Origin of the sequence: Paracoccus amoyensis (assembly GCF_014490725.1) — a bacterium.
Classification (GTDB): Bacteria; Pseudomonadota; Alphaproteobacteria; order Rhodobacterales; family Rhodobacteraceae; genus Paracoccus; species Paracoccus amoyensis.
Genome location: NZ_JACOQL010000002.1, coordinates 398,249 through 418,860 on the forward strand (window position 1 = coordinate 398,249; position 20,612 = coordinate 418,860).

General features: G+C 59.6%; 22 protein-coding genes. 14 read left to right on the forward strand and 8 right to left on the reverse strand.

All coding sequences use genetic code 11. The features are described 5' to 3' along the window. The 3 genes from H4P12_RS06780 to H4P12_RS06790 all read right to left on the reverse strand — a co-directional run bounded on the left by H4P12_RS06780 (position 1) and on the right by H4P12_RS06790 (position 3,182). Positions 1–888 carry an extensin-like domain-containing protein gene (locus tag H4P12_RS06780; protein ID WP_187792907.1) on the reverse strand — a complete coding sequence of 296 codons (888 nt, stop codon included), beginning with the start codon at positions 886–888 and terminating at the stop codon, positions 1–3. After that, positions 885–2,201: a L,D-transpeptidase family protein gene (locus H4P12_RS06785; protein ID WP_187792908.1), complete on the reverse strand. Its 1,317-nt coding sequence runs from the start codon at positions 2,199–2,201 to the stop codon at positions 885–887. Before H4P12_RS06785 ends, H4P12_RS06780 begins: the two co-directional genes overlap by 4 nt. Before the next feature lie 225 nt (positions 2,202–2,426). After that, entirely contained in the window at positions 2,427–3,182 is a 756-nt protein-coding gene (locus H4P12_RS06790) for a histidine utilization transcriptional repressor HutC (protein ID WP_187792909.1), read from the reverse strand. A 175-nt stretch (positions 3,183–3,357) separates the two neighbouring features. Here H4P12_RS06790 and H4P12_RS06795 point away from each other — a divergent pair, with 175 nt between their 5' ends. The 7 genes from H4P12_RS06795 to H4P12_RS06825 all read left to right on the forward strand — a co-directional run bounded on the left by H4P12_RS06795 (position 3,358) and on the right by H4P12_RS06825 (position 10,632). After that, positions 3,358–4,599, forward strand: coding sequence for an MFS transporter (locus H4P12_RS06795; RefSeq protein ID WP_281390405.1), 1,242 nt, complete (start codon positions 3,358–3,360; stop codon positions 4,597–4,599). Further along, positions 4,596–6,320 carry a glycosyl transferase family 90 gene (locus tag H4P12_RS06800; protein WP_187792910.1) on the forward strand — a complete coding sequence of 575 codons (1,725 nt, stop codon included), beginning with the start codon at positions 4,596–4,598 and terminating at the stop codon, positions 6,318–6,320. The genes H4P12_RS06795 and H4P12_RS06800 overlap by 4 nt, the downstream gene beginning before the upstream one ends. Before the next feature lie 24 nt (positions 6,321–6,344). Further along, positions 6,345–6,824, forward strand: coding sequence for an ureidoglycolate lyase (locus H4P12_RS06805; RefSeq protein WP_187792911.1), 480 nt, complete (start codon positions 6,345–6,347; stop codon positions 6,822–6,824). Continuing rightward, positions 6,821–7,444 carry a ribonuclease HII gene (locus H4P12_RS06810; RefSeq protein WP_187792912.1) on the forward strand — a complete coding sequence of 208 codons (624 nt, stop codon included), beginning with the start codon at positions 6,821–6,823 and terminating at the stop codon, positions 7,442–7,444. The genes H4P12_RS06805 and H4P12_RS06810 overlap by 4 nt, the downstream gene beginning before the upstream one ends. 99 nt (positions 7,445–7,543) lie before the next feature. Next, positions 7,544–8,677 carry a site-specific DNA-methyltransferase gene (locus tag H4P12_RS06815; protein WP_425498204.1) on the forward strand — a complete coding sequence of 378 codons (1,134 nt, stop codon included), beginning with the start codon at positions 7,544–7,546 and terminating at the stop codon, positions 8,675–8,677. Positions 8,678–8,803: 126 nt separating this feature from the next. Next, positions 8,804–9,850 (forward strand): GSCFA domain-containing protein, encoded by a 1,047-nt coding sequence (locus tag H4P12_RS06820; RefSeq protein ID WP_187792914.1) that lies wholly within the window; start codon positions 8,804–8,806, stop codon positions 9,848–9,850. Beyond that, positions 9,847–10,632: a hypothetical protein gene (locus H4P12_RS06825; protein ID WP_187792915.1), complete on the forward strand. Its 786-nt coding sequence runs from the start codon at positions 9,847–9,849 to the stop codon at positions 10,630–10,632. The genes H4P12_RS06820 and H4P12_RS06825 overlap by 4 nt, the downstream gene beginning before the upstream one ends. Here H4P12_RS06825 and H4P12_RS06830 read toward each other — a convergent pair. Further along, positions 10,627–11,775: an alkane 1-monooxygenase gene (locus H4P12_RS06830; RefSeq protein WP_187792916.1), complete on the reverse strand. Its 1,149-nt coding sequence runs from the start codon at positions 11,773–11,775 to the stop codon at positions 10,627–10,629. The genes H4P12_RS06825 and H4P12_RS06830 overlap by 6 nt on opposite strands. 9 nt (positions 11,776–11,784) lie before the next feature. Then, entirely contained in the window at positions 11,785–12,810 is a 1,026-nt protein-coding gene (mutY, locus tag H4P12_RS06835) for an A/G-specific adenine glycosylase (protein ID WP_223115729.1), read from the reverse strand. 85 nt (positions 12,811–12,895) lie between these two features. Here mutY and H4P12_RS06840 point away from each other — a divergent pair, with 85 nt between their 5' ends. From H4P12_RS06840 to mscL, 4 genes are all read left to right on the forward strand, one after another. Continuing rightward, positions 12,896–13,447 (forward strand): DUF721 domain-containing protein, encoded by a 552-nt coding sequence (locus H4P12_RS06840; RefSeq protein WP_187792917.1) that lies wholly within the window; start codon positions 12,896–12,898, stop codon positions 13,445–13,447. Then, positions 13,441–14,070 (forward strand): DsbA family protein, encoded by a 630-nt coding sequence (locus H4P12_RS06845; protein WP_187792918.1) that lies wholly within the window; start codon positions 13,441–13,443, stop codon positions 14,068–14,070. The genes H4P12_RS06840 and H4P12_RS06845 overlap by 7 nt, the downstream gene beginning before the upstream one ends. Beyond that, positions 14,067–15,176, forward strand: coding sequence for a CaiB/BaiF CoA transferase family protein (locus H4P12_RS06850; protein WP_187792919.1), 1,110 nt, complete (start codon positions 14,067–14,069; stop codon positions 15,174–15,176). The genes H4P12_RS06845 and H4P12_RS06850 overlap by 4 nt, the downstream gene beginning before the upstream one ends. A gap of 166 nt (positions 15,177–15,342) precedes the next feature. Continuing rightward, positions 15,343–15,783 carry a large conductance mechanosensitive channel protein MscL gene (mscL, locus tag H4P12_RS06855; RefSeq protein ID WP_187792920.1) on the forward strand — a complete coding sequence of 147 codons (441 nt, stop codon included), beginning with the start codon at positions 15,343–15,345 and terminating at the stop codon, positions 15,781–15,783. Between the two features lie 74 nt (positions 15,784–15,857). On the opposite strand, the gene ald is transcribed toward mscL, so the two are convergent. Further along, positions 15,858–16,976, reverse strand: coding sequence for an alanine dehydrogenase (gene ald, locus H4P12_RS06860; protein ID WP_187792921.1), 1,119 nt, complete (start codon positions 16,974–16,976; stop codon positions 15,858–15,860). A 144-nt stretch (positions 16,977–17,120) separates the two neighbouring features. Here ald and H4P12_RS06865 point away from each other — a divergent pair, with 144 nt between their 5' ends. After that, positions 17,121–17,582, forward strand: a complete 462-nt coding sequence (locus H4P12_RS06865) for an Lrp/AsnC family transcriptional regulator (protein ID WP_187792922.1) — start codon at positions 17,121–17,123, stop codon at positions 17,580–17,582. Here the strand turns inward: H4P12_RS06865 and H4P12_RS06870 are convergent. Next, a complete protein-coding gene (locus H4P12_RS06870) occupies positions 17,557–18,258 on the reverse strand; it encodes a hypothetical protein (RefSeq protein WP_187792923.1) in 702 nt (233 codons plus the stop codon). The two genes, H4P12_RS06865 and H4P12_RS06870, sit on opposite strands and share 26 nt — an antisense overlap. Positions 18,259–18,432: 174 nt before the next feature. Next, on the reverse strand, positions 18,433–18,639 hold the full coding sequence (gene rpsU, locus H4P12_RS06875; RefSeq protein WP_022705914.1) for a 30S ribosomal protein S21: 207 nt from the start codon (positions 18,637–18,639) through the stop codon (positions 18,433–18,435). A 95-nt stretch (positions 18,640–18,734) separates the two neighbouring features. Between rpsU and H4P12_RS06880 the strand changes: the two genes are divergently transcribed. Further along, a complete protein-coding gene (locus H4P12_RS06880; protein ID WP_187792924.1) occupies positions 18,735–19,394 on the forward strand; it encodes a COQ9 family protein in 660 nt (219 codons plus the stop codon). A 9-nt stretch (positions 19,395–19,403) separates the two neighbouring features. Beyond that, complete coding sequence (locus H4P12_RS06885) at positions 19,404–20,393, forward strand: NAD(P)H-quinone oxidoreductase (protein ID WP_187792925.1); 990 nt, start codon at positions 19,404–19,406, stop codon at positions 20,391–20,393. The last annotated feature ends 219 nt before the right edge of the window (positions 20,394–20,612 follow it).

Genomic DNA, 20,612 nt, shown 5'->3' on the forward strand with positions numbered 1-20,612 from the left:
CTATTCGCACAGGCGCCAGCCACCTTTCCGAACTGCCACATCGAAATGCAAATGATTATCATGGGCCGCGTTTGATCCGGGGCCAAGGACTGTCGAAAAGTAAAGGCAGCCAGCATGACGAACGGCCTTTTGAAAGGCTTCGGTCATCTGACCTGTATCGACGCGCGGCTCAACGCGCAGCGTTTCGCCGTTGTCGAAAACGAAAGCCATGATATCAATGGCATTCCCATAGGCATGTTCAGATAGCTTGGGCGTGGTCTTTTCGGTGCCGACGCGACCACGGCAGTCATAGGTCGTGCCAAGTTGCAGGCTGGTGACACGCGGGGCATCGGGCAGCGCGGCCGAGGCGGGCCTTAGAAATTGATGCGCCCACAAACCAAGCGCGCGCGCCGTATCGCAGCGCATCAACGCCCCTCCTTCCAGCGTTAGATCGGGCAGGATGCGATCCACGCGAATCGGACGGGCGATGCCGCATTCCGGGTTGTCGGCATCGTTCTGCTGGTCTTCCTCGTGATAGATCGTGCCAAGGAAAGACAGCGCCAGCTTGCAGGCCGCATATTCCTGATCGGTTTCGCGCTGAAGATACCATAGGGGCGGCGGTGGCGGGCCGAACGTCTGTTCCAAAGGGGCGGCGGGTTTGTCGGCCAAGACCTTCTCATCCACCGCTGACGATGTGTCGCCATCCCCGCCCTCGGGACTGCCCTCGGGATTGGCTGCATCTTGCGTTGCTGGTTTTTCTGGCGGTCGGGCATCCGCGTCAACGACGGGGCTGCCCTGCGACCATTCATCATCCGAACGGGGCGCTGACGCCGGACGCTCTTGCGCGTGCGCCGCGCTCAGCCACAGGCACCCAAGTGTAACAATCAGCGTGGATGCCGCCCAGTTCATTGCGTCTCGTTCGGCAGCGGCACGACAAAGCCTTCTGGCAGCGCGCCTGACAGGGCATCGGTCAGCGGATCGGTTTGCGGGGCCAGCGCATCCGCCGCCTCCTCGGTCGTGTCTTCGATGATCCCATCGGTCGCGGTGGGCGCAGCTGCGGCAGGTTGCGTGGCGTCCGTATAGCCCAGATCCGCATTCGGTGCCGTCGCGGGCGTCGTCGTTTCCGTCGCGGCCTCTGTTGTCGCGGCGGGGGTTGCCGCCGTTTCTGCCGCAGGCTCCAGTTTTTCGGTGGTCACTGGGGCGGGGGTCACGCCTGTCGCCTGGGCAATCGTCATGCCCGGCGGCAGAAATTCGACGGTGGTTACGCCGCCGCGAACATTTCGGGCCAGTTCCTCTGCGTCCCAGTTCGTCAGGCGGACGCATCCTCTGGATTGGTTGCGGAACAATTGCGAGGGCGTGGGCGTGCCGTGAATCCCATAGGTCGGCCGTGACAGGTCAATCCAGACAGTGCCGACCGGGCCGTTCGGACCCGGTGGAACGACCAAGGGCTTGTCATTGTTGCCCTGTTTGAAGTTCTTCGCCGGATTATAGGTGTAGTTGGGGTTCAGCGCGACGGTGACGACATGATGATTGCCGGAGGGTGAAGGTGTCGCATCGGACCCGATGGTGGCCGGGTAATCCGCGATCATACGGCCGCTGGCGTTATAGACGGCAACGCGGCGGGTCGCCTTGTCAACGATAATGCGCGTGACCTCGGCCCGGATGGGCGCGGCAGGGCGTGTGACATTGATCGTATTGCCGGGCGTCAGCGAGACGTTCGGATTCAGGAAGGCGATGAATTTTTCGTCCATGTGAAAACGCTCACCCAGCTTTTCAACGATGCTGGTATAGCCCATCGCCGACATCTGCGCCTTTTCTGCATAGTCGGTGGGAATCGCATCGACCAGACCTTGGGCGTCTTCGGCGGTGATGGTGTAGGTTTGGGTAATCGGCTCTGCCGCATAGGATTGCAGCAGGTTCCAGACATGCGGGTCCATGATGCCATCCATTGGCAGGCCGGAACGGCGTTCAAAGGCCATGATGGCGCTTTGGCTCATCCCGCCTTTGTAGCCGTCGATCACGCCGGGTGACGTCCCCGACCGGTCCAGTAGCACCTGAACCTTGGCCGTCAGTGCGGTGCGGCCCGAGGGCAGATCGCCACCGCTATAGGCGGCGGCCTCGATCTCTGCCGCAGTGAAAGGTATGTCGCCTTGCGCCACAGCGGGGGATGCGGCCACGATCAGGACAAGGGCTGTCGTAAGACGGGACAGGCAAAGCGGCATCAAACTCTCCGGTGCGGGATAATGATTGCATCCAACATATGTATGAGTTTGCCAGATAGACCGCAGGTTGCATTTCAGTCAATTCCGCAGGTCATCAATTCGGTTTGAAAAGCGCCAATATCTAGTCATATTTCCGTATTAACCGGGCATATCTGGCAATTTTGGGGGGATCTGCCTGATATGCCCGGCCCCGGACGCGGCCAGATGGTCTGGCTGCGAGCGTGGTTACTCTTCCGACACCAGACGGTGCTGCGGACGATAGAATTGACGCGCAAAGGATACTGGCGTCGCATCGACCCAGTTGGTCCGTTCAATCGACAGGACCGGCGTTCCTTCCGCCACGCCAAGATGTTCGGCGCAGGGCTCGGATGCCGCTTCCGCAAGGATGGCATAGCGACCATGTGTCAGGGGAACTTGACTGGCCAACCATTCATGCGCGGGCAGCTTTTCAAGAACGGCACGGGTCGGAACCGGCAGCGATTGCGGGTTCAGCCAGATTGATTCACAACAATGGGGCTGACCATCGGCCAGATAACGCGCCTTGACCAGAATCAGCTTTTCATTTGCATCGACCTGCAATGCGCGCATCGCTTTTTCGCTTGGCATCCGCTCTTCGAACAGCATCAGGGAATAGCTGTAGGTCGCGCCCATCGCCTCGATCTCGTCCCGGATTGCGGGCATTTCGAGCGTAGCCTTTCGGGCAGCGGTAGATGCCACCCGAGTGCCGACTTTTCGGCGACGTTCGATAATTCCACTTTCGGCCAATTCACGCAGGGCGCGGTTGACGGTGGCCCGGGCACAGCCGAGTTGTTGGGACAACTGCTCCTCGGTCGGGATAAGTTCGCCCGGCGCCCATTCACGAGATCGAATGCGTTCAAGGACTTCTGCACGAACAGATTGCCATGTGTTCATGCGTTTGTTGCCGCCGCTGATGCGGGAAGGACGAAGTGTTCGTGCAAGATTGCCAAGTAACTTGGTCATGTGAGTGGCTATTTGTCTGGGATTTGTATGCAGTCTGTTCAAGCAAGGCCTAAAAAGATACCTGTCCAAAAGGGCAGATCGCCGGTATCGGCGCTAAACCTGTCCATAAAGACAGGCTCGCGCGTGCCCACCTGGTGCGAAATCGGTCATTTGCAATGCTTTCGCAGGCTGATAGTTGCAGAAACTGCATATGCGCACGGGGGAAATCATGGGCATGGCAGGTTCCGCGACCAGCACACCGACAACCAACACCACCGGAACGGTGTGGTTTGTCCTGACGGCGATCAGTTTATGTCACATGATCAATGATGTGATGCAGTCGATGCTATCGGCGATTTACCCGCTATTGCAGCAGGAATTCTCACTCAGCTATGCGCAGATCGGCATCATGACTTTTGCCTTTCAGGTGACGGCATCACTGCTGCAACCGCTGATCGGGATGGCGACGGACCGCCACCCGCAGCCACGCTCGCTGCCTTTTGGGATGGCCTCGACTTTTTGCGGCGTCCTGCTGTTGGCTTTCGCGCACCAATATTGGCTGCTGTTGGCGGGGGCGATGTTGATCGGTGTGGGCTCGGCCATCTTTCATCCGGAAAGCTCTCGGGTCGCGCGTCTGGCGTCGGGCGGCAAATTCGGCACCGCGCAGTCGCTGTTTCAGTTGGGTGGCAATTTCGGGCAATCGCTTGGCCCGCTTCTGGCTGCGTTCATCGTTGTGCCCTTGGGCCGGCCCGCGGTTGCCTTGTTCGCAATCGCTGCCGCTGTGGGCGTCATTGTTCTTGGCAAGGTCGGCGCATGGGCGGATGGCAGGCGCAAGGCCAGCGCGGCCGCTGTCGATACTGCGCTGAAACTGCCGAAAGGTGTCGTGCTGCGGGCCATCGCGGTGCTGGCCATTCTGGTCTTTACCAAGAATATCTACACGGCCTCGATGAGCAGTTATTTCACCTTTTACACCATTGAAAAATTCGGCCTGTCCACACAGGGTGCACAGATCATGCTGTTTCTGTTTCTGGTGGGCATGGCGGGCGGCGTCATGCTGGGCGGGATCGTTGGTGACAAGGTCGGGCCGTTGAAAGTCATCTGGTTTTCGATCCTTGGAGTGCTGCCCTTCACGCTGATATTGCCACATGTCGGGCTGGAGATGACCGGCGTTCTGGCCCTGGTGATCGGGCTGATCCTTGCTTCGGCCTTTCCGGCGATTGTCGTATTCGCGCAAGAGCTGGTGCCCGGTCGGACGGGGACCATCGCCGGTCTGTTCTTTGGCTTTTCGTTCGGAATGGGCGGTATCGCGGCGGCCGCCCTTGGCGTGCTGGCCGATGCGCAGGGCATCGAACGGGTGTTCCTCTATTGCTCATTCCTGCCGATATTGGGCGTCCTGACGATCTTTCTGCCACGGTCAAGGGCCATGATGGCGGGATGAGACGGCAACCGCTGTTCATCCATATCAGTCCCGACTGGTGCGGGCAGGGCGCGCTGACACGCCTGTTTCGTCACAATGGGCATGCCGTCGCGCTGGAAGAAAGCGGGCGGCTGGCCGAAGATATTCTGTATGCGCAAGCCACCCAGACAGCACCCCTGACCCAATGGTCGCGGGTGCAGCTTGTCACCGGCCTTTACCGCCACACGCCGCATTGGCGTCCGCCACTGGAGGCGTGGCGCAGCTTTGAGTGGCTGGCAGTGCGTCTGCCCCACGCCCGGTTCATTCTGACGACCCGCGATCTGGATGGCTGGCTGCTGGATCGTATGGTGCGGGACAAGGGGGCGGTCGCGCGGTGTTACGCCCATCATAAAGGGTGCGATCAAAATGAATTGCCCCGGATGTGGGAAAGCAGTTGGCGTGCGCATCTGGCCGCGGTCGAGGCGTATTTCGGCGACGACCCGCGCCTGATCCGCGTGGATATCGAGCGGCAGAAGATCAGTGATCTGGCCACGCAACTGTCGCCGCTGTTGCCGATGACCGTTTTGCCGCCGGATCGCAACTGGCATCCGCCGCATGAGGAGACACCGGAAACCGCCCTTTTGGCGCAGATCGAACGGACCGCTGGCGGTGCCCCCGATGATGATTATGTCGAAGATGTGGCCCGATTCTGCCTGCAGGGCATGTCACCGCAACCGGGCGAAAATGCTGCGCTGTCGGCTTTTTCCTGCGTTTGGGACGGCCGCGACCAGATCCGGTCCCAAAAGGGTGAGCCGCGCCGAATGACGGTTACGGCGCAGCCTGGGCTTGGCAAAACGGCGGTTTCCTTTCCGGGGCGGGATTTCAAACTGCTGCGCTGCGAAGCGGTCATCAATGATGCTCTGCGCGTTGACAGGCCCATACCCCTGACCGTGGATATGGAGGATTCGCGCTGGCTTGGATCACCGCAGGGCGGTGTCATGAACCAGCCCGTGATCTGCCACAATCGCCGGCTGGGGGCGCAGAATGTCGTGCTGTGGCCCTTGCCGGATCTGCATTCCATCGGACTGGCGGGGTTCGATCCCAGTGCAAAGCCGGACCAGATCAGCTTTGAGGATAAGCAGGATCGCATCGTGTGGCGCGGCATGATTTCAGGCAGCCAGATGCGGGACAGCGTCAAACCGGGCCCCGCTTCGCATGTCTTTCTGCGCAAACTGGCGGAAGCCGGGGGTGATCCGATTGCGCGGGAACAGGCATGGAAGGAATTGAAGCGAACATCGCGTCTGAATTTTATCCTGCGCCACTTCGACCATCAGGATTTCGACCTTGGCATTGTGATGGCATGGCAATTTCGCCAGTTCGCCGATGACCCGCTGCTTGCGCCCTATTGCAAGGCACGCCAGCCGCTCAGCTTCTTTCACGGATTTCGGTATCAGCTTTACCTGTCCGGCTATGATCACGGCTCGAACTTCATTCCGATGATCGACAGCCAGTCGGTCCTGTTGAAGGAAGAGGACGGCTGGGAAGTGTTCTATTCCGGTCGCTTCAAGCCGTGGAAACACTATATTCCGCTGGCGCGTTATGGCGCGGATGTGCGTGAAAAATTGGCTTGGGCGCGGGCTAATCCACGGGAATGCAAAGAAATGTCCGCTGCCGCGCGGGCCGAGGTGGCGCATCTGCGCGACCCGGCAACGCGCCGTGCGATCCTTGGCCGTATCCTCGACGGGCTTGCCGCGGCAGGCTAAACAGCAACAGGAAAGGAGGTGGCCATGACAACCATCCGTATCCAGCCCATCACGGCGGAAGCCTTCGCCCCCTATGGGGAACTGCTATGTGCCAGGCCCGCGCCCGACAAGATGATCAATCAGGGGCGCTGCGAACGTCACCATGCGCTTGCCACTGTGCAGCGCAGCGGGGGCGAGGCGATCATTTCCCTGTTCCGTTCAGAGCCTGTCAGCCTGCCTTATGACTGCGTGTTGCTGGAACGGCATCCGTTGGGCAGCCAGGCCTTCATGCCGCTTGGCCCCGATCCGTGGTTGTCGGTTGTTGCGCCCGATGATGACGGAATGCCCGGCGCGCCGCTGGCCTTTCTGGTGCCCGCAGGAATGGGCGTCAACTTGCGTGCGGGTATTTGGCATGGTGTCCTGACGCCGCTGGATCACGCCGCCGATTTTCTGGTGATCGACCGCGAGGGTGAGGGCGTGAATCTGGAAGAAGTCCTGATCCCTGCCGTGACGATCACGGCATGAAATCGTGTCCCGATTACAGCTTTGAGCTGGCCGCGATGTCGGGTGGCGCACGCCTGATTGCCGGTGTCGATGAGGTGGGACGTGGCCCGCTGGCTGGCCCGGTCATGGCTGCGGCGGTCATTCTGGACCCGCAGAATATCCCTGAAGGTCTGAACGATTCAAAGCAACTGTCGGCAAAACGCCGCGTTTATCTGGCCGAATGGATTGAGGAAAACTGTGACTGGGGTCTGGGCAGTTGTTCCGTTGACGAAATCGACGCGTTGAACATCTATCACGCGGCGCATCTGGCGATGTCGCGTGCGGTGATGGGGCTGCGGCAGGTGCCGGATCATGTGCTGATTGATGGCAACAAAATCCCCAAGGGAATCAACCACTCTGCCGAAGCGATCGTGAAGGGCGACACCCGGTCACTGTCGATTTCGGCGGCCTCGATCCTGGCCAAGGTGTTGCGCGATCGCATCATGGTGGATTTGGCGCAACAGCACCCCGGATATGGCTGGGATGTGAACGCCGGATATCCGACGCCCGCACATAAAAAAGCGCTGCTAGATTTGGGCGTGACACCACATCATAGGCGTTCCTTTAAGCCCGTCCACTATATCTTGTGTAAAGACGGATAAGCAAGTCATTGATTCAAAAAAGAAATTGACGCCGAATCCCCTCTGACTCATCTTTAGGGACATACCAGACCGGCAAAAGTCGGCAGTTCCAGAGGCAGAGTGATGACGAAGATCAAAGATAAACGCGCGGATTCCGCGCGACCCTTACCGCTTAACCAAATTCTGGCGGGTGATTGCATTGAGATCATGAATGCGTTGCCCGAAGGCAGCGTCGATCTGATCTTTGCCGATCCCCCCTATAACCTGCAATTGCGGGGCGATCTGCACCGGCCCGACAATTCCAAGGTCGATGCGGTCGATGATCACTGGGACCAGTTTTCCGGCTTTGCGGCCTATGACAGCTTTACGCGTGATTGGCTGGCTGCGGCACGCCGTGTGCTGAAACCGCACGGCGCCATCTGGGTGATCGGCAGCTATCACAACATCTTCCGCGTCGGGGCCGAGCTGCAAAATCAGGGCTACTGGATCATGAATGACGTGATCTGGCGCAAATCGAACCCGATGCCGAATTTCCGTGGCAAGCGTCTGACCAACGCACATGAGACGATGATCTGGGCATCGAAGTCCGAAAGCTCGAAATATACCTTCAACTACGAGGCGCTGAAGTCGCTGAACGAGGGCGTGCAGATGCGCTCTGACTGGGTCATCCCGATCTGCAACGGCGGTGAGCGTCTGAAAGACGGCAAAGGCGACAAGGCCCATCCGACCCAGAAGCCAGAAGCCCTGCTGCATCGCGTGCTGGTCGGCACCACCAATCCCGGCGATGTGGTGTTGGACCCGTTCTTTGGCACCGGCACGACCGGCGCGGTTGCCAAAATGCTGGGCCGCGATTTCATCGGGATCGAGCGCGAGGAAGCTTACCGCGAGGTCGCCGAAAAGCGTCTGGCCCGCATCCGCCGCCTTGATGCCGAAGCGATTTCCACGACCAAAGCCAAGCGGGCCGAACCGCGCGTGCCCTTTGGTCAGGTGATCGAACGCGGCATGCTGCGCCCCGGCGAAGAGCTTTATTCCATCGGCAATCGTCACAAGGCCAAGGTGCGTGCCGATGGCAGCCTGATCGGCAATGATGTCAAGGGCAGCATCCATCAGGTCGGTGCCGCACTGGAAGGTGCGCCGTCATGCAACGGCTGGACATATTGGCATTACCGGCGCGAGGGGAAAATGATCCCGATCGACATTCTGCGTCAGCAGATACGCGCCGAGATGGAGGGCGACGTCTCGCGCCCCAACTGATCTGTCGCACAGTTTCGCCAAGTTCCGCCGCCTATCCGCGTGGACGGAACCGCCTTGCCCCGCCTGTGGGTTTCGACCTTCAGGCGGGGCCTTTTCGTTTCCGTGCGAAGGTGGCAATCATGTGTCATGACGCATCCTTATGCAGATCTTCCGCCACAGGCGTTCTGGCGTAGCGGGGTTGCCGACGCCGATCCGGCGGCGTTGGACGGGATTTATCAGCCCGCGTTCCCGCTTGGCGATGATGCCCGGATCGCCACCGCAGGCAGCTGCTTTGCCCAGCATATAAGTCGCGCATTGCAGGGGGCCGGAATGCAGGTTCTGGATGTCGAACCTGCGCCCAACACCGAAGCACCCGAACTGGCGCGCAGCTTCAATTATGGCGTCTATTCCGCGCGTTATGGAAATATCTATACAACGCGGCAATTGCTGCAACTTTTGCAAGACAGCGAAACAGGCCATGTGGAACTGGCCGAGATCTGGCAGCGCGACGGTCGCTTCTTCGATGCGCAACGCCCGAATATCGAACCTGTGGGCTTCGTTTCGGTTGATGAGGCGATTTTGCTGCGTCAGGCGCATCTGGCTGCGGTGCAGCGGCTTTTCCGCATGGCGACACATCTTATCTTTACGCTTGGGCTGGTCGAATGCTGGTTCGACCAGGAAACGGGCCGGGTTATGCCGCTGGCCCCCGGTGTTGTGGCCGGCGAATATGATCCCGGCCGTTACAGCCTGCGACGGCTTGGCTTTGCGGAAGTGCTGCATGATCTGCAGCAGATGCGGCAGCATCTGCACCGGCACAATCCCTCGTTGCGTTTGATCCTGACGGTTTCTCCTGTGCCGTTGACCGCGACTGCGACGGGTCAGCACGTCCTGCCCGCAACCACGAACGCCAAGGCAATCCTGCGTGCAGCGGCGGGCGAATTTGCCGATAGTCATGAAGATGTCGATTATTTTCCGTCTTATGAAATTGTCACCAATCCGGCGGCTCGTGGCAGGTTTTACATGCCAAACAGCCGCGACGTCACCCAGCAGGGTGTGGATGCCGTCACGACAACATTTCTGCGCGCACATGGTTTGACGGGTGGCGCAGGGCCAGCAGTCGCCACAGCCACAAGTGACGACGCTGCGACCGATCTGGTTTGCGAAGAAATACTGTTAGAGGCGCATCGCAAATGACGCCCCGGAATGTGCTGCTTATCGGGAATTCGCATACGGTCGCGGCGCGTATCGCCCTGCAGGAAAATCCGCGGCGTTGGCCGGGATATGAATTTGATGTTCTGGCCCTGCCGCCAGCGTCCTTTCCAAAGCTGGCGATTCAAGATGATGTGTTGTGTCCGACATCGGAAGACGCGCAGCAGCATATGCAACGCCATAACGGCATTCCCGATTTGCCGCTGGCCGGCTATGATGCCTTTGTCGTGATTGGCGACCCGGCCTTTTCGGCGGTGGCGCAGTTGCAAAACGATGCCCGCAGTTTTGATTTCCCCTCGGTCCAGGCCGAAGGCGCCGAGAGGCTGGTCTCGACCGCTTACATGGATGCGATGATCCGCACCCGCATTGCAAATTCTGCCGCGCTGAAGATTGTTCGCCTGCTGGCAGGATATGGCCGTGGCCCAGTTTTGCTGGTGGATGCTGCACTGCCATCGCTGGATAGTCGTCACGACCCGGAAGGATTGCGCCACTATATCGACATGGTCGCACGCGGCGACGCTGTCAGTTTCCGTAAACGCTATCTGCGAATCCTGACCGGTGTTTTGGCGAAGCACGCGCGATTGGTGCCGCAGCCTGCCAGCACGATTGTCGAGGACGCTTTTACCGCGCCTGAATGGATGCGTGGGTCGTTCATGCTGGGACCAAGGCAGGATCGGTTGCACGAAGAACGAGAATATCGCCACGCCAATCCGGCCTATGGCGCGTTGCAACTGGACGCCGTGGTCGAGGCGCTGGCCAGATCATAACGCGCGGCGCGGCATCGGCGTGTCGCCGGTATTATAGGGGGTCCAATCCGCAATCTCAGGATAGAATTTCTGCCGCCACGCGCGGATGCGCGGGTTCATACGCCTGCGCCAGAGGGGCGGCGCCATCGCCACAAAGGTCATCGTCGGATAGCCATAAGGCAATTGCGGGGCGTCATCCTCGCCATAGGTTTGCAGCAAGGGAAAGCGGCGGTCGGGCTTGTAATGGTGGTCGGAATGGCGCTGCAGGTTGATCAGTAGCCAGTTCGACGCCTTGTGACTGGCATTCCAGCTGTGGCGCGGCAGGATATGTTCGTATCGACCGTTGCCCAGATGCTTTCGGGTCAACCCGTAATGTTCGACATAATTCGTCAGCTCTAGCTGCCAAACGGCGATAAAGGCTTGAAAGACGAACAGGAACAGCCCCTGCCAGCCACCCAAAATCAGCGCCAGCGCCAGCATGGCCAGTTGCAGTGTGGCATAAAGCCAGAATGGGTTTCGCCGGTGCCAGGGGCTGCGCCCGGCCCGCGCCAGTCTGGCGGTTTCGGCGTGCCATGCACTGACCGGGCCATCGCGCAGCACACGCCAGAAGAAGGCGTAGAAACTTTCATTGTAGCGCGCCGAAACCGCGTCGCGTGGGGTGCCGACCCATGAATGGTGGACCAGCAGATGCTCGGTGCGGAAATGCGAATACAGAACCGTGGACAACAGCAGATCGCCCAGCCAGCGTTCATATTTCGTCTTCTGGTGCAGCAATTCGTGCGCATAGACAAAACCGATGGTGCCCGACAGCACGCCGATGCCAAAGAACAGCCCGATCTTGCCCCAGATCGTCATGTGATCGGTATGCGTGACATACCAGATTGATCCGAAAATCGCGATGAATTGCAGCGGAAACCAGATCAGCGTGACGGCGCGGTGCCAGAAAAGGTCCGCAACATCCGTGTGCGGATCAGCGTTCTGGGCGCTTTCGCCCAACAGGCTGTCCAGCACCGTGGTCAGATACCAACCGTAAAGCGGGATCAGCGCCCACCACAGCCCGCCTTTGATCGCTGCCAGCGCAACCAAAGGCAACATGACGACCGACATCCAGAAGGGCGCGGCGGCAGGTAGTTTTCCGGGGCGGGGCGTGACAGAATCGTTCATCCGGGCAGATTACGCCGCCATATTCGCGCGCGCCATATCCCAGACCTTGCGCATGAGGCCGGGCAGGGCGTTGCGGTCGATATCGTGCAACAATACCAGATGGCCGCGTTCGGGGCTGTTGGGCATATCCCCGATCAACACCTGTAGCGACAGGTTGAAATGGGTAAAAACGTGGCGGACATGGCCGATCTCGGTCCAGTCTGCGTCGCCCGGCGGCGGCAGGTCGCAGCCGTCCCATCCAGAGGAAGGAAAGGCCAGCGTTCCCCCAAGCAGGCCCTTGGCCGGACGTTCCTCCAGCACCAGCGAATCGCCGTGCCGAGCAACCCATGCGATGCCGGTGCGATCAGGCTTGGCCGCTTTGGGCGCTTTGCGGGGCAAATCCGCAGCGATCCCGGCGGCACGGGCATCGCAATCGTCAAGCAAGGGGCAAATCCCGCAAGCCGGACTGCGAGGCGTGCAGATTGTGGCACCCAGATCCATCATCGCCTGCGCGAAATCGCCGGGGCGGATGTGGGGCGTCAGCGTTTCTGCCAACGCGGTCAGTTCGGGCTTTGCAGCAGGGAGTGGCGTTTCCACGGCGAACAGGCGGGACACGACCCGTTCCACATTCCCGTCAACGACTGTTTCCGGCTGGTCATAGGCAATCGCCGCAATCGCAGCCGAGGTATAAGGCCCGATCCCTGGCAGCGCGCGCAAACCCCCGCGGTCCTCTGGAAAGCCGCCGGCATGGGCGACCTGCCGGGCGCAGGCCAGCAAATTACGGGCGCGGGCGTAATAGCCCAGGCCCGCCCATTCTGCCATGACATGCGCATCCTCGGCTGCCGCAAGATCCTGCACGGTGGGCCATAGCGCAGTGAAGCGCAGGAAATAGTCTTTGACCGCTGCAACCGTCGTCTGCTGCAACATCACCTCGGACAGCCAGATGCGATAGGGGTCGGGGGTGCCGCCGCCCGGCAGGATGCGCCAAGGCAGAACGCGGGCATGGCGATCATACCAAACCAGCAATTTTGGCGCGATCACCTTGTTGTCACGCAATTATCAGGCTCCTTGACGATGCGCGCGCTTTCATCTGCGCGGTTGGCTGATTAAAGATATGGATGTGATAGCAAATCAGGCAACGATGGCACAGCCACTGGATCAGTCGCGACACCAAACCCGCCGCCGCAAGCGTGGGTTTCAGGCTGCGGCGACATTGCTGGCGGAGCGGGTTCAGAAAGCGGCCGAAGGGCGCGGGTTCGCGGTGACGCGGCTGCTGACCCATTGGCCTGAAATCGCGGGCGCGCAATTGGCCAACATGACCCGCCCGGTCAAGATCAGCCATGGTCGGGGCAGCTTTGGCGCGACGCTGACCCTTTTGACGACGGGGGCTGTCGCGCCGATGGTGCAGATGCAGCTGCCCGCCCTGCGCGAGCGGGTGAATGCCTGCTATGGCTACAACGCCATCCAGAAAATAGTGGTCACACAGACCGCCGCCAGCGGTTTTGCCGAGGGTCAGGCGCAATTCACCCCGGCCCCTGCCAAACCGGCCACCCCTTCGCCCGAGGTGCAGGCCGAGGCGCGTGAGGTTGCGGACCAATTCACCGATCCCACGCTGGCCGAGGCGATGGCCCGACTGGCAATGAACATCAAAACCCGAGATAAACGGACCAACCGAAAGGATTTTCAATGTTGATGCGTTCCGCCGTTGCCGCGCTGGCGCTTGCCTTCGCTATGCCCGCCGTTGCACAGGAAACTGCCCCTGCTGCCGAAACGCAGGTGGAAACCCTGCCCGATATTTCTGTCGGTGCCGAAGATGCGCCGCTGACCGTGGTTGAATATGCCAGCTTTACCTGTGGCCATTGCGCCGCGTTCCATAACGATAACTGGGAAAAGCTGAAGACCGAATATGTCGACACCGGCAAGGTCAAGTTCATCCAGCGTGATATCTATTTCGATCAGGTTGGCCTGTGGGCAGGCATTTTGGCGCGTTGCGGCGGTGACGACAAATATTACGCCGTCTCGGATATGCTGTTCGAAGAACAGTCGGAATGGCTGGCCGGCAATTCAGGCGAAGAAGTCGCGGCCAACCTGCGTCGCATCGGCCTGAAAGCCGGCATGACAGAAGATCAGATGACCGCTTGCTGGGACGATTCGGCCAAGGCTGAACAACTGGTTGCGACCTTCCAGAAGAACGCTGGCGCAGACGGGATCGAAGCGACCCCCACCTTCATGATCGGCGGCGAAAAGGTCATGAACCAGCCTTGGGATGATCTGAAAAAAGTCATCGACGCAAAACTGGCAGAAGCTGGCGAATGACGCCTTTAGCCGGGCTGAAAGTCGTTGAACTTGCCCGGATTCTGGCTGGCCCCTGGGCCGGTCAGATTCTGGCCGATCTGGGGGCAGAGGTCATCAAGGTCGAGGCCCCGGAAGGCGACGATACGCGCCGGTGGGGACCGCCCTTCATCGAACGTGAAGGCGACATCAGCGCGGCATATTTCCATTCGACCAACCGTGGCAAGAAATCCGTCACCGCGGATTTTCGCACGGCCGAGGGGCAGCAAAAGGTCCGTGACCTGATCGCCGACGCCGATGTGGTGATCGAGAATTTCAAGGTCGGGGGACTGGCGAAATACGGGCTGGATTATGACAGCCTGAAGGTGCTGAATCCACGGCTGATCTATTGCAGCGTCACCGGGTTCGGGCAGACCGGGCCTTATGCGCATCGCGCAGGCTATGATTACATCATTCAGGGCATGTCCGGCCTGATGAGCGTCACCGGAGAGGCCGATGGTCAACCGCAAAAGGTTGGCGTGGCGGTGACGGACATCTTTACCGGGATATATGGTGCCGTCGGTATCCTTGCGGCACTGAACCAGCGGCAGGTGACCGGGCGCGGTCAGCACGTCGATATGGCGCTACTTGATGTGGCGACGGCTGTAATGGCCAACCAGGCGATGAACTTCCTGGCAACGGGGAATGCGCCGAAACGCATGGGGAATACCCATCCCAATCTGGTGCCCTATGCGGTGTTTGAATGCATCGATGGCTGGCTGATCATCGCGGTCGGGAATGATGCGCAATTCCGCAGGTTTTGCACGCTGCTGGGGCTGCCTGCACTTGGAACCGCACCTGATTACGCGACCAATGCGGGGCGTGTGACCAATCGCGATGCGCTGACCGCCCAGATTTCGGCAGTGACAAAAGCGTGGGCTCGCGACGATTTGCTTGCCGCACTGGAGGCCGAGGGTGTTCCCGCCGGGCCAATCAACGACATGCAGGATGTCTTTGCCGATCCACAAATCCTCGCACGCGGTCTGCGCATCGAGCCAGAGGGTATCCCCGGCGTTCGGCTGCCCATTCGGTTCTCTGATTCTGATCTGTCGCTGGACCATGCGTCGCCCAAATTAGGGCAGGATGACTGAAATTTACCCTGCGTAATCCGTTGCTGCTTTGCCGCATAGTCGCGTCAATGCGGCTATTTTCCGCCATTTTTGCTGCGCAATCGCGCGAATGTTTGCGTTCTTTGATAAAGTTTCTATTGGTGCGCACAGCGACAAAATACCGCACGTAACAAGGGGCTTGTGACTCATGATCAAGGAATTTCGCGACTTTATCGCTCGTGGCAATGTCATGGACATGGCTGTGGGTATCATCATCGGTGCGGCCTTTACCGCCATCGTGACCTCTTTGGTGGGCGACCTGATCAACCCGATCATCGGTGTGATCACCGGTGGAACCGACTTCAGCAGCAAATACTTCGTTCTGTCCGGCACCGCCCCCGAGGGTGTAGGCCTGCAGGCAGCACGTGACGCCGGCGCGAACGTCTTTGCCTATGGCGCGTTTCTGTCGGCGGTCATCAACTTCCTGATCATTGCTTTCGTCGTGTTCCTGCTGGTCAAAGGCGTGAACCGCATCAAAGACGCAGCGGTGGGCAAAGCCGAAGTGGTCGAAGAAGCACCGGCCGGTCCGACGCAGGAAGAATTGCTGGCGCAGATCCGCGATCTGCTGGCACAACGCCCTGCGGTCTGATCCGAATCTGGTGAAATGACAAAAGGCGCGCCCGGCTGGCGCGCCTTTTTCACTTTGTGGGGGACCGGAAATGGTCAGCCAGCCAGAATCGCATCGGGTGTGACTGCCAGAATGCCCAATGCTTCGCCAACCGGCAACGAGGTCAGCCTGCCTTGATGCGTCGATAGCCCGGCGCGCAAATGCGGATCGTCGGTGATCGCCTGCCTCCACCCCTTGTCCGCAAGCGCCAGCACAAAGGGCAGCGTCGCGTTGCCAAGCGCCTGCGTTGAGGTGCGCGCCACTGCCCCCGGCATGTTGGCGACGCAATAATGCACGATCCCATCGACCTCGTAGATCGGGTCCTGATGCGTGGTCGGACGTGAGGTTTCAAAGCAGCCACCCTGATCAATCGCCACATCCACCAGCACCGCACCGGGCAACATCGTTGAAAGCTGTGCCCGCGAGACCAATTTCGGCGCAGCCGCACCGGGGATCAGGACCGCCCCAATCACCATATCCGCCGTGGTCAATAGGTCGGCGGTCGCTGCCGCGCTGGCATATTGGGTGGTCAGCTTGCCCATGAACACATCATCCAGATAGGATAGGCGCGGCACCGAACGGTCCATGACCGTCACATTCGCCCCCATGCCGACCGCAACCCGTGCCGCAGCCGCGCCCACGACCCCGCCTCCGATGATGATGACATTGGCGGGACGGACGCCCGGCACGCCGCCCAACAACACGCCACGACCGCCATTGGCCTTTTGCAGCGCCCAAGATCCAACCTGCGGGGCCAGACGACCGGCCACTTCGGACATCGGCGCCAGCAATGGCAGGCCGCCGCGTGTATCGGTGACAGTCTCATAGGCGATGGACGTAACCCCCGATGCCAGCAGATCGCGCGTCTGATCAGGGTCCGGGGCAAGGTGCAGATAGGTGAACAGCAACTGCCCGTCGCGCAGCATCTGGCGTTCGGCGGCTTGCGGTTCCTTGACCTTGACGATCATCTGGGACGCGTCGAAAACCAACTTTGCATCGGGTGCGATTTCCGCGCCAGCGGCGATGTAATCGGCGTCCGTAAAGCCTGCGCCAATACCGGCATTGCTTTCGATCAGAACGCCATGCCCATGCCTGACAGCCTCGGCCGCGGCATCGGGTGTCAGGCCGACACGGAATTCCTGTGGTTTCACCTCTTTCGGGCAACCAATGCGCATCGTTATCCTCCCATAGTCGCGACGCTTATATGGGTTCAGTGTTGCATCACCGGCTCGAAATATCCTGCGAAGCTAAGGGATGTACGATGGCCCGCGTCGAAGAAAATGCTGGAAAAAGGGATATTCGTCGCAGAATGTGTAGCCATGTCCGATCTTGACGCAATAGACCGCCGAATCCTGGCCCTCCTGCAAAAAGAGGGTCGAATCAGCAATGCCGAATTGGCCGATCGTGTGCATCTGTCACCTTCAGCCTGCCACAGGCGTGTGCAGCGGCTTGAGGAAACCGGCGTCATCACAGGTTATGTCGCCCTGTTGGATGCGCGAAAATTGCACCGCCAGACGACGGTGTTTGTCGAGATCACGTTGTCAGGGCAGGCGGATGAGGTGCTGGATGCATTCGAACGTGGCGTGCGTGCGATTCCGGACGTTCTGGAATGTCACCTGATGGCCGGAACGGCGGATTACCTGCTGAAGATCGTGGTCGAGGATACGGATGATTTTGCCCGCATCCACCGTCAGCATCTGGCACGTCTGCCGGGCGTGGCGCAGATGCATTCGTCATTCGCGCTGCGCACGGTTTTCAGGACGACCGCGATTCCGGTTTAGCCCTTTCGGGGGACCGGCAGAACGTGCCGACGGCATAACCGACCATGGCTGACAGAAACATCATCTCTCCTCCATCCTCAAACGCGCCGGCAAGTCCGGCCGAGATGGATCGGTCAGGCAGGGCAGTATGCAGAAAGTCGACGCCAACGCCGCAGGCTGCGATTGCGCCGAACAGGATCAACAGTGGCAGGATCTTTCGCCTGACGGGTTTTCCCGCCCGGAACCAGCCCAGCAAAAGCGGCCCGGCCACAATCAGGCCAAGCGCACCGAAAAAGATGACCTCGCGTAGCGCAGCCTGGGTCTGATCCACAAAACCAAGTGCGGTTGTCCAGCCGTTATAATTTTCGTGCAACTGCATGCTGTCGTCGATGAGAACTACAACAAATAAAAATGCCATCGCGAGAAAGATCAGGTTTGGCGATCTGCGATGGGCCGTCAGCATGACGGCGATCAGGGCCAGCCATTTTGCATAGCCCAGTATTTCACCGATGCTCCAATCCCGGCCGATATTGATGATGTCGGGAAAAGACGCCAGGCGGCCCGTCGCGACCATGTAACCGGTGATCAGATAGATCAGGATCAGAAGCGCGTCGACCAAGAGCAGCCCGACCAGAACACGGCGGTCAAACGCACGACTGCCTGTCGTGACCGACGAAGATACAGGAACCGACGACATCTGCGTCACCCAACTCAATACAATTCACCCAATGTCATCCAAGTGTCACATAGTTTTCAGCTCGGGGCAAAATGGCTAAACAGTCAGGTTTTGGCCAAAACAGAAACGGCCCCTGCCAATGACAGGGGCCGTTCTGAAACCTTGAATTCGCGGCGTCGATCCGACGCGAGAACCTTAGAGCGCGCCTTCGCGCTGTGCCTTTTTACGGGCCAGCTTGCGGGCACGACGAACGGCCTCTGCCTTTTCACGGGCTTTCTTGACCGACGGCTTCTCGAAATGTTGCCGAAGCTTCATCTCGCGGAAGACACCTTCGCGCTGAAGTTTCTTCTTCAGAGCACGAAGCGCCTGTTCGACGTTGTTATCGCGAACGTTGACCTGCATGTGGTTGTCACCACCTTCCTAAGTTAGAGTTGCAAAGATTGCAGGAAGCGGCCCAATACCAAAGCAAGGGGCGTTTGTCCAGATAGAGGTGAAGAATGGCTGAAACCGAACGAGACAAACTGATGGATGCGGCGCTGGAGCATGTGCCATTCGAGGGCATGAACGATGCCGCGCTGCGGGCGGGGGCGCAGGATATCGGCATGGCGGTCGATCTGATACGGGTGCATTTCCCGCAGGGCGGCGCCGGGCTTGCAGCGGCTTATCACCGTCGCGCGGATCAGCAGTTGCGGGAAAGCCTTGCAGAAACCCCGTTAGAGGGGCGCTTTCGCGACAAGATCTCGGCGGCTGTCTGGCGACGATTGGGATTGGTGCAACCCGAACTGGTTCGTGCAGGCGCAGCGACGCTGGCATTGCCACAGAACGCCGCTCTGGCCGCGCGATTGGTCTGGGAAACGGCGGATGTCATATGGACCGGGCTGGGCGACAGCTCGGACGACGTGAACTGGTATTCCAAGCGCGCAACCTTGTCTGCGGTCATCAGTGCAACGGTTCTGTTCTGGCTGGGTGACGAATCGCCCGATCATGCCGAGACGCAGGATTTCATCGACCGCAGGATCGACGGCGTGATGCGGTTCGAAAAAGTCAAAGCCCAGTTGCGTAAGCTTCCAGGTGCAGAGACATTGACGAATGTGGCCTTCGGCTGGATCCGCGCACCGCGTGATCGGGGCCTGCCCGGCAAGACGACCAATTACTAAGGAGACATCATGTTCCCCGATTCCATGACTGCCGTCGAAATCTCAGAGCCGGGTAACGCCGATGTCCTGAAACTGACCACGCGGCCCGTGCCGGTGCCGAAACACGATGAGATCCTGATCAAAGTCGCCTATGCTGGGGTGAACCGGCCAGACGTGCTGCAACGCATGGGCAGTTATGCGCCCCCCGCGGGAGCATCTGATCTGCCGGGGCTTGAAGCATCGGGTGAAATTGTCGGGATGGGCAACGGTGTAACCCGCTGGAAAAAGGGTGAACGGGTCTGTGCCCTGCTGCCGGGGGGCGGGTATGCCGAATATGTCGTCTGCCACGCGGACCACGCGCTGCGCATTCCGCATGGGATGTCGCTGAAAGAGGCCGCGTGCCTCCCGGAAACGGCCTATACCGTCTGGTCGAATGTCATCAATCGGGGCCAGCTTAAGGGCGGAGAGCGATTTCTGGTGCATGGCGGCACATCTGGGATCGGCATGATCGCGATTCAGCTGGCACAGGCCTATGGCGCCCGTGTTTTCGCGACTGCTGGCAGTGTCGAGAAATGCGATGCAATCGCCCGGTTGGGCGCGACGGCGATCAACTATAAAACCGATGACTTCGTCAAGATTATCGATGCCGCAGGTGGCGCTGATCTTATCCTGGATATGGTCGGAGGAAGCTATATCCCCCGGAATATCAAAGCACTGGCGCTGGACGGCCGTCTGGTCATGATCGCGTTTCTGGAAGGCCCGAAGGTCGAGCTGAACTTTGCACAAATCATGGTCAAGCGCCTGACCGTCACCGGATCGACCCTCAGACCCCAGTCTGACGCGGCCAAGGCAGAGATTGCCGAAGAATTGCGCAAACAGATGTGGCCGCTTGTGTCGGGTGGGACAATCAGGGTCACAATCGACAGCGAATTTGATCTGCGGGATGCTGCTGACGCACATCGCCGAATGGAAAGCAGCGGCCATATCGGCAAGATCGTCCTGAAAGTGTCTGGCGACTGATCCGGAGGCACGCGCAGTAGCCTCCGGCGGGGATATTTGAGCACAGAAGACAGGGTGCGCACACACCTCTTTCAGCGCCCGTCCGAAAGAGGTGTGGCATCTCCTGTGGCGGCCATCGGCGTCCCCGCCTGTTCCGCAAAAATGATCCTGACGCCAGAAGGTTAAGAAAAAACGAAAAAACTCATCTTCTGTGAAAAAATATCCTCTGGGGGTGCGGGG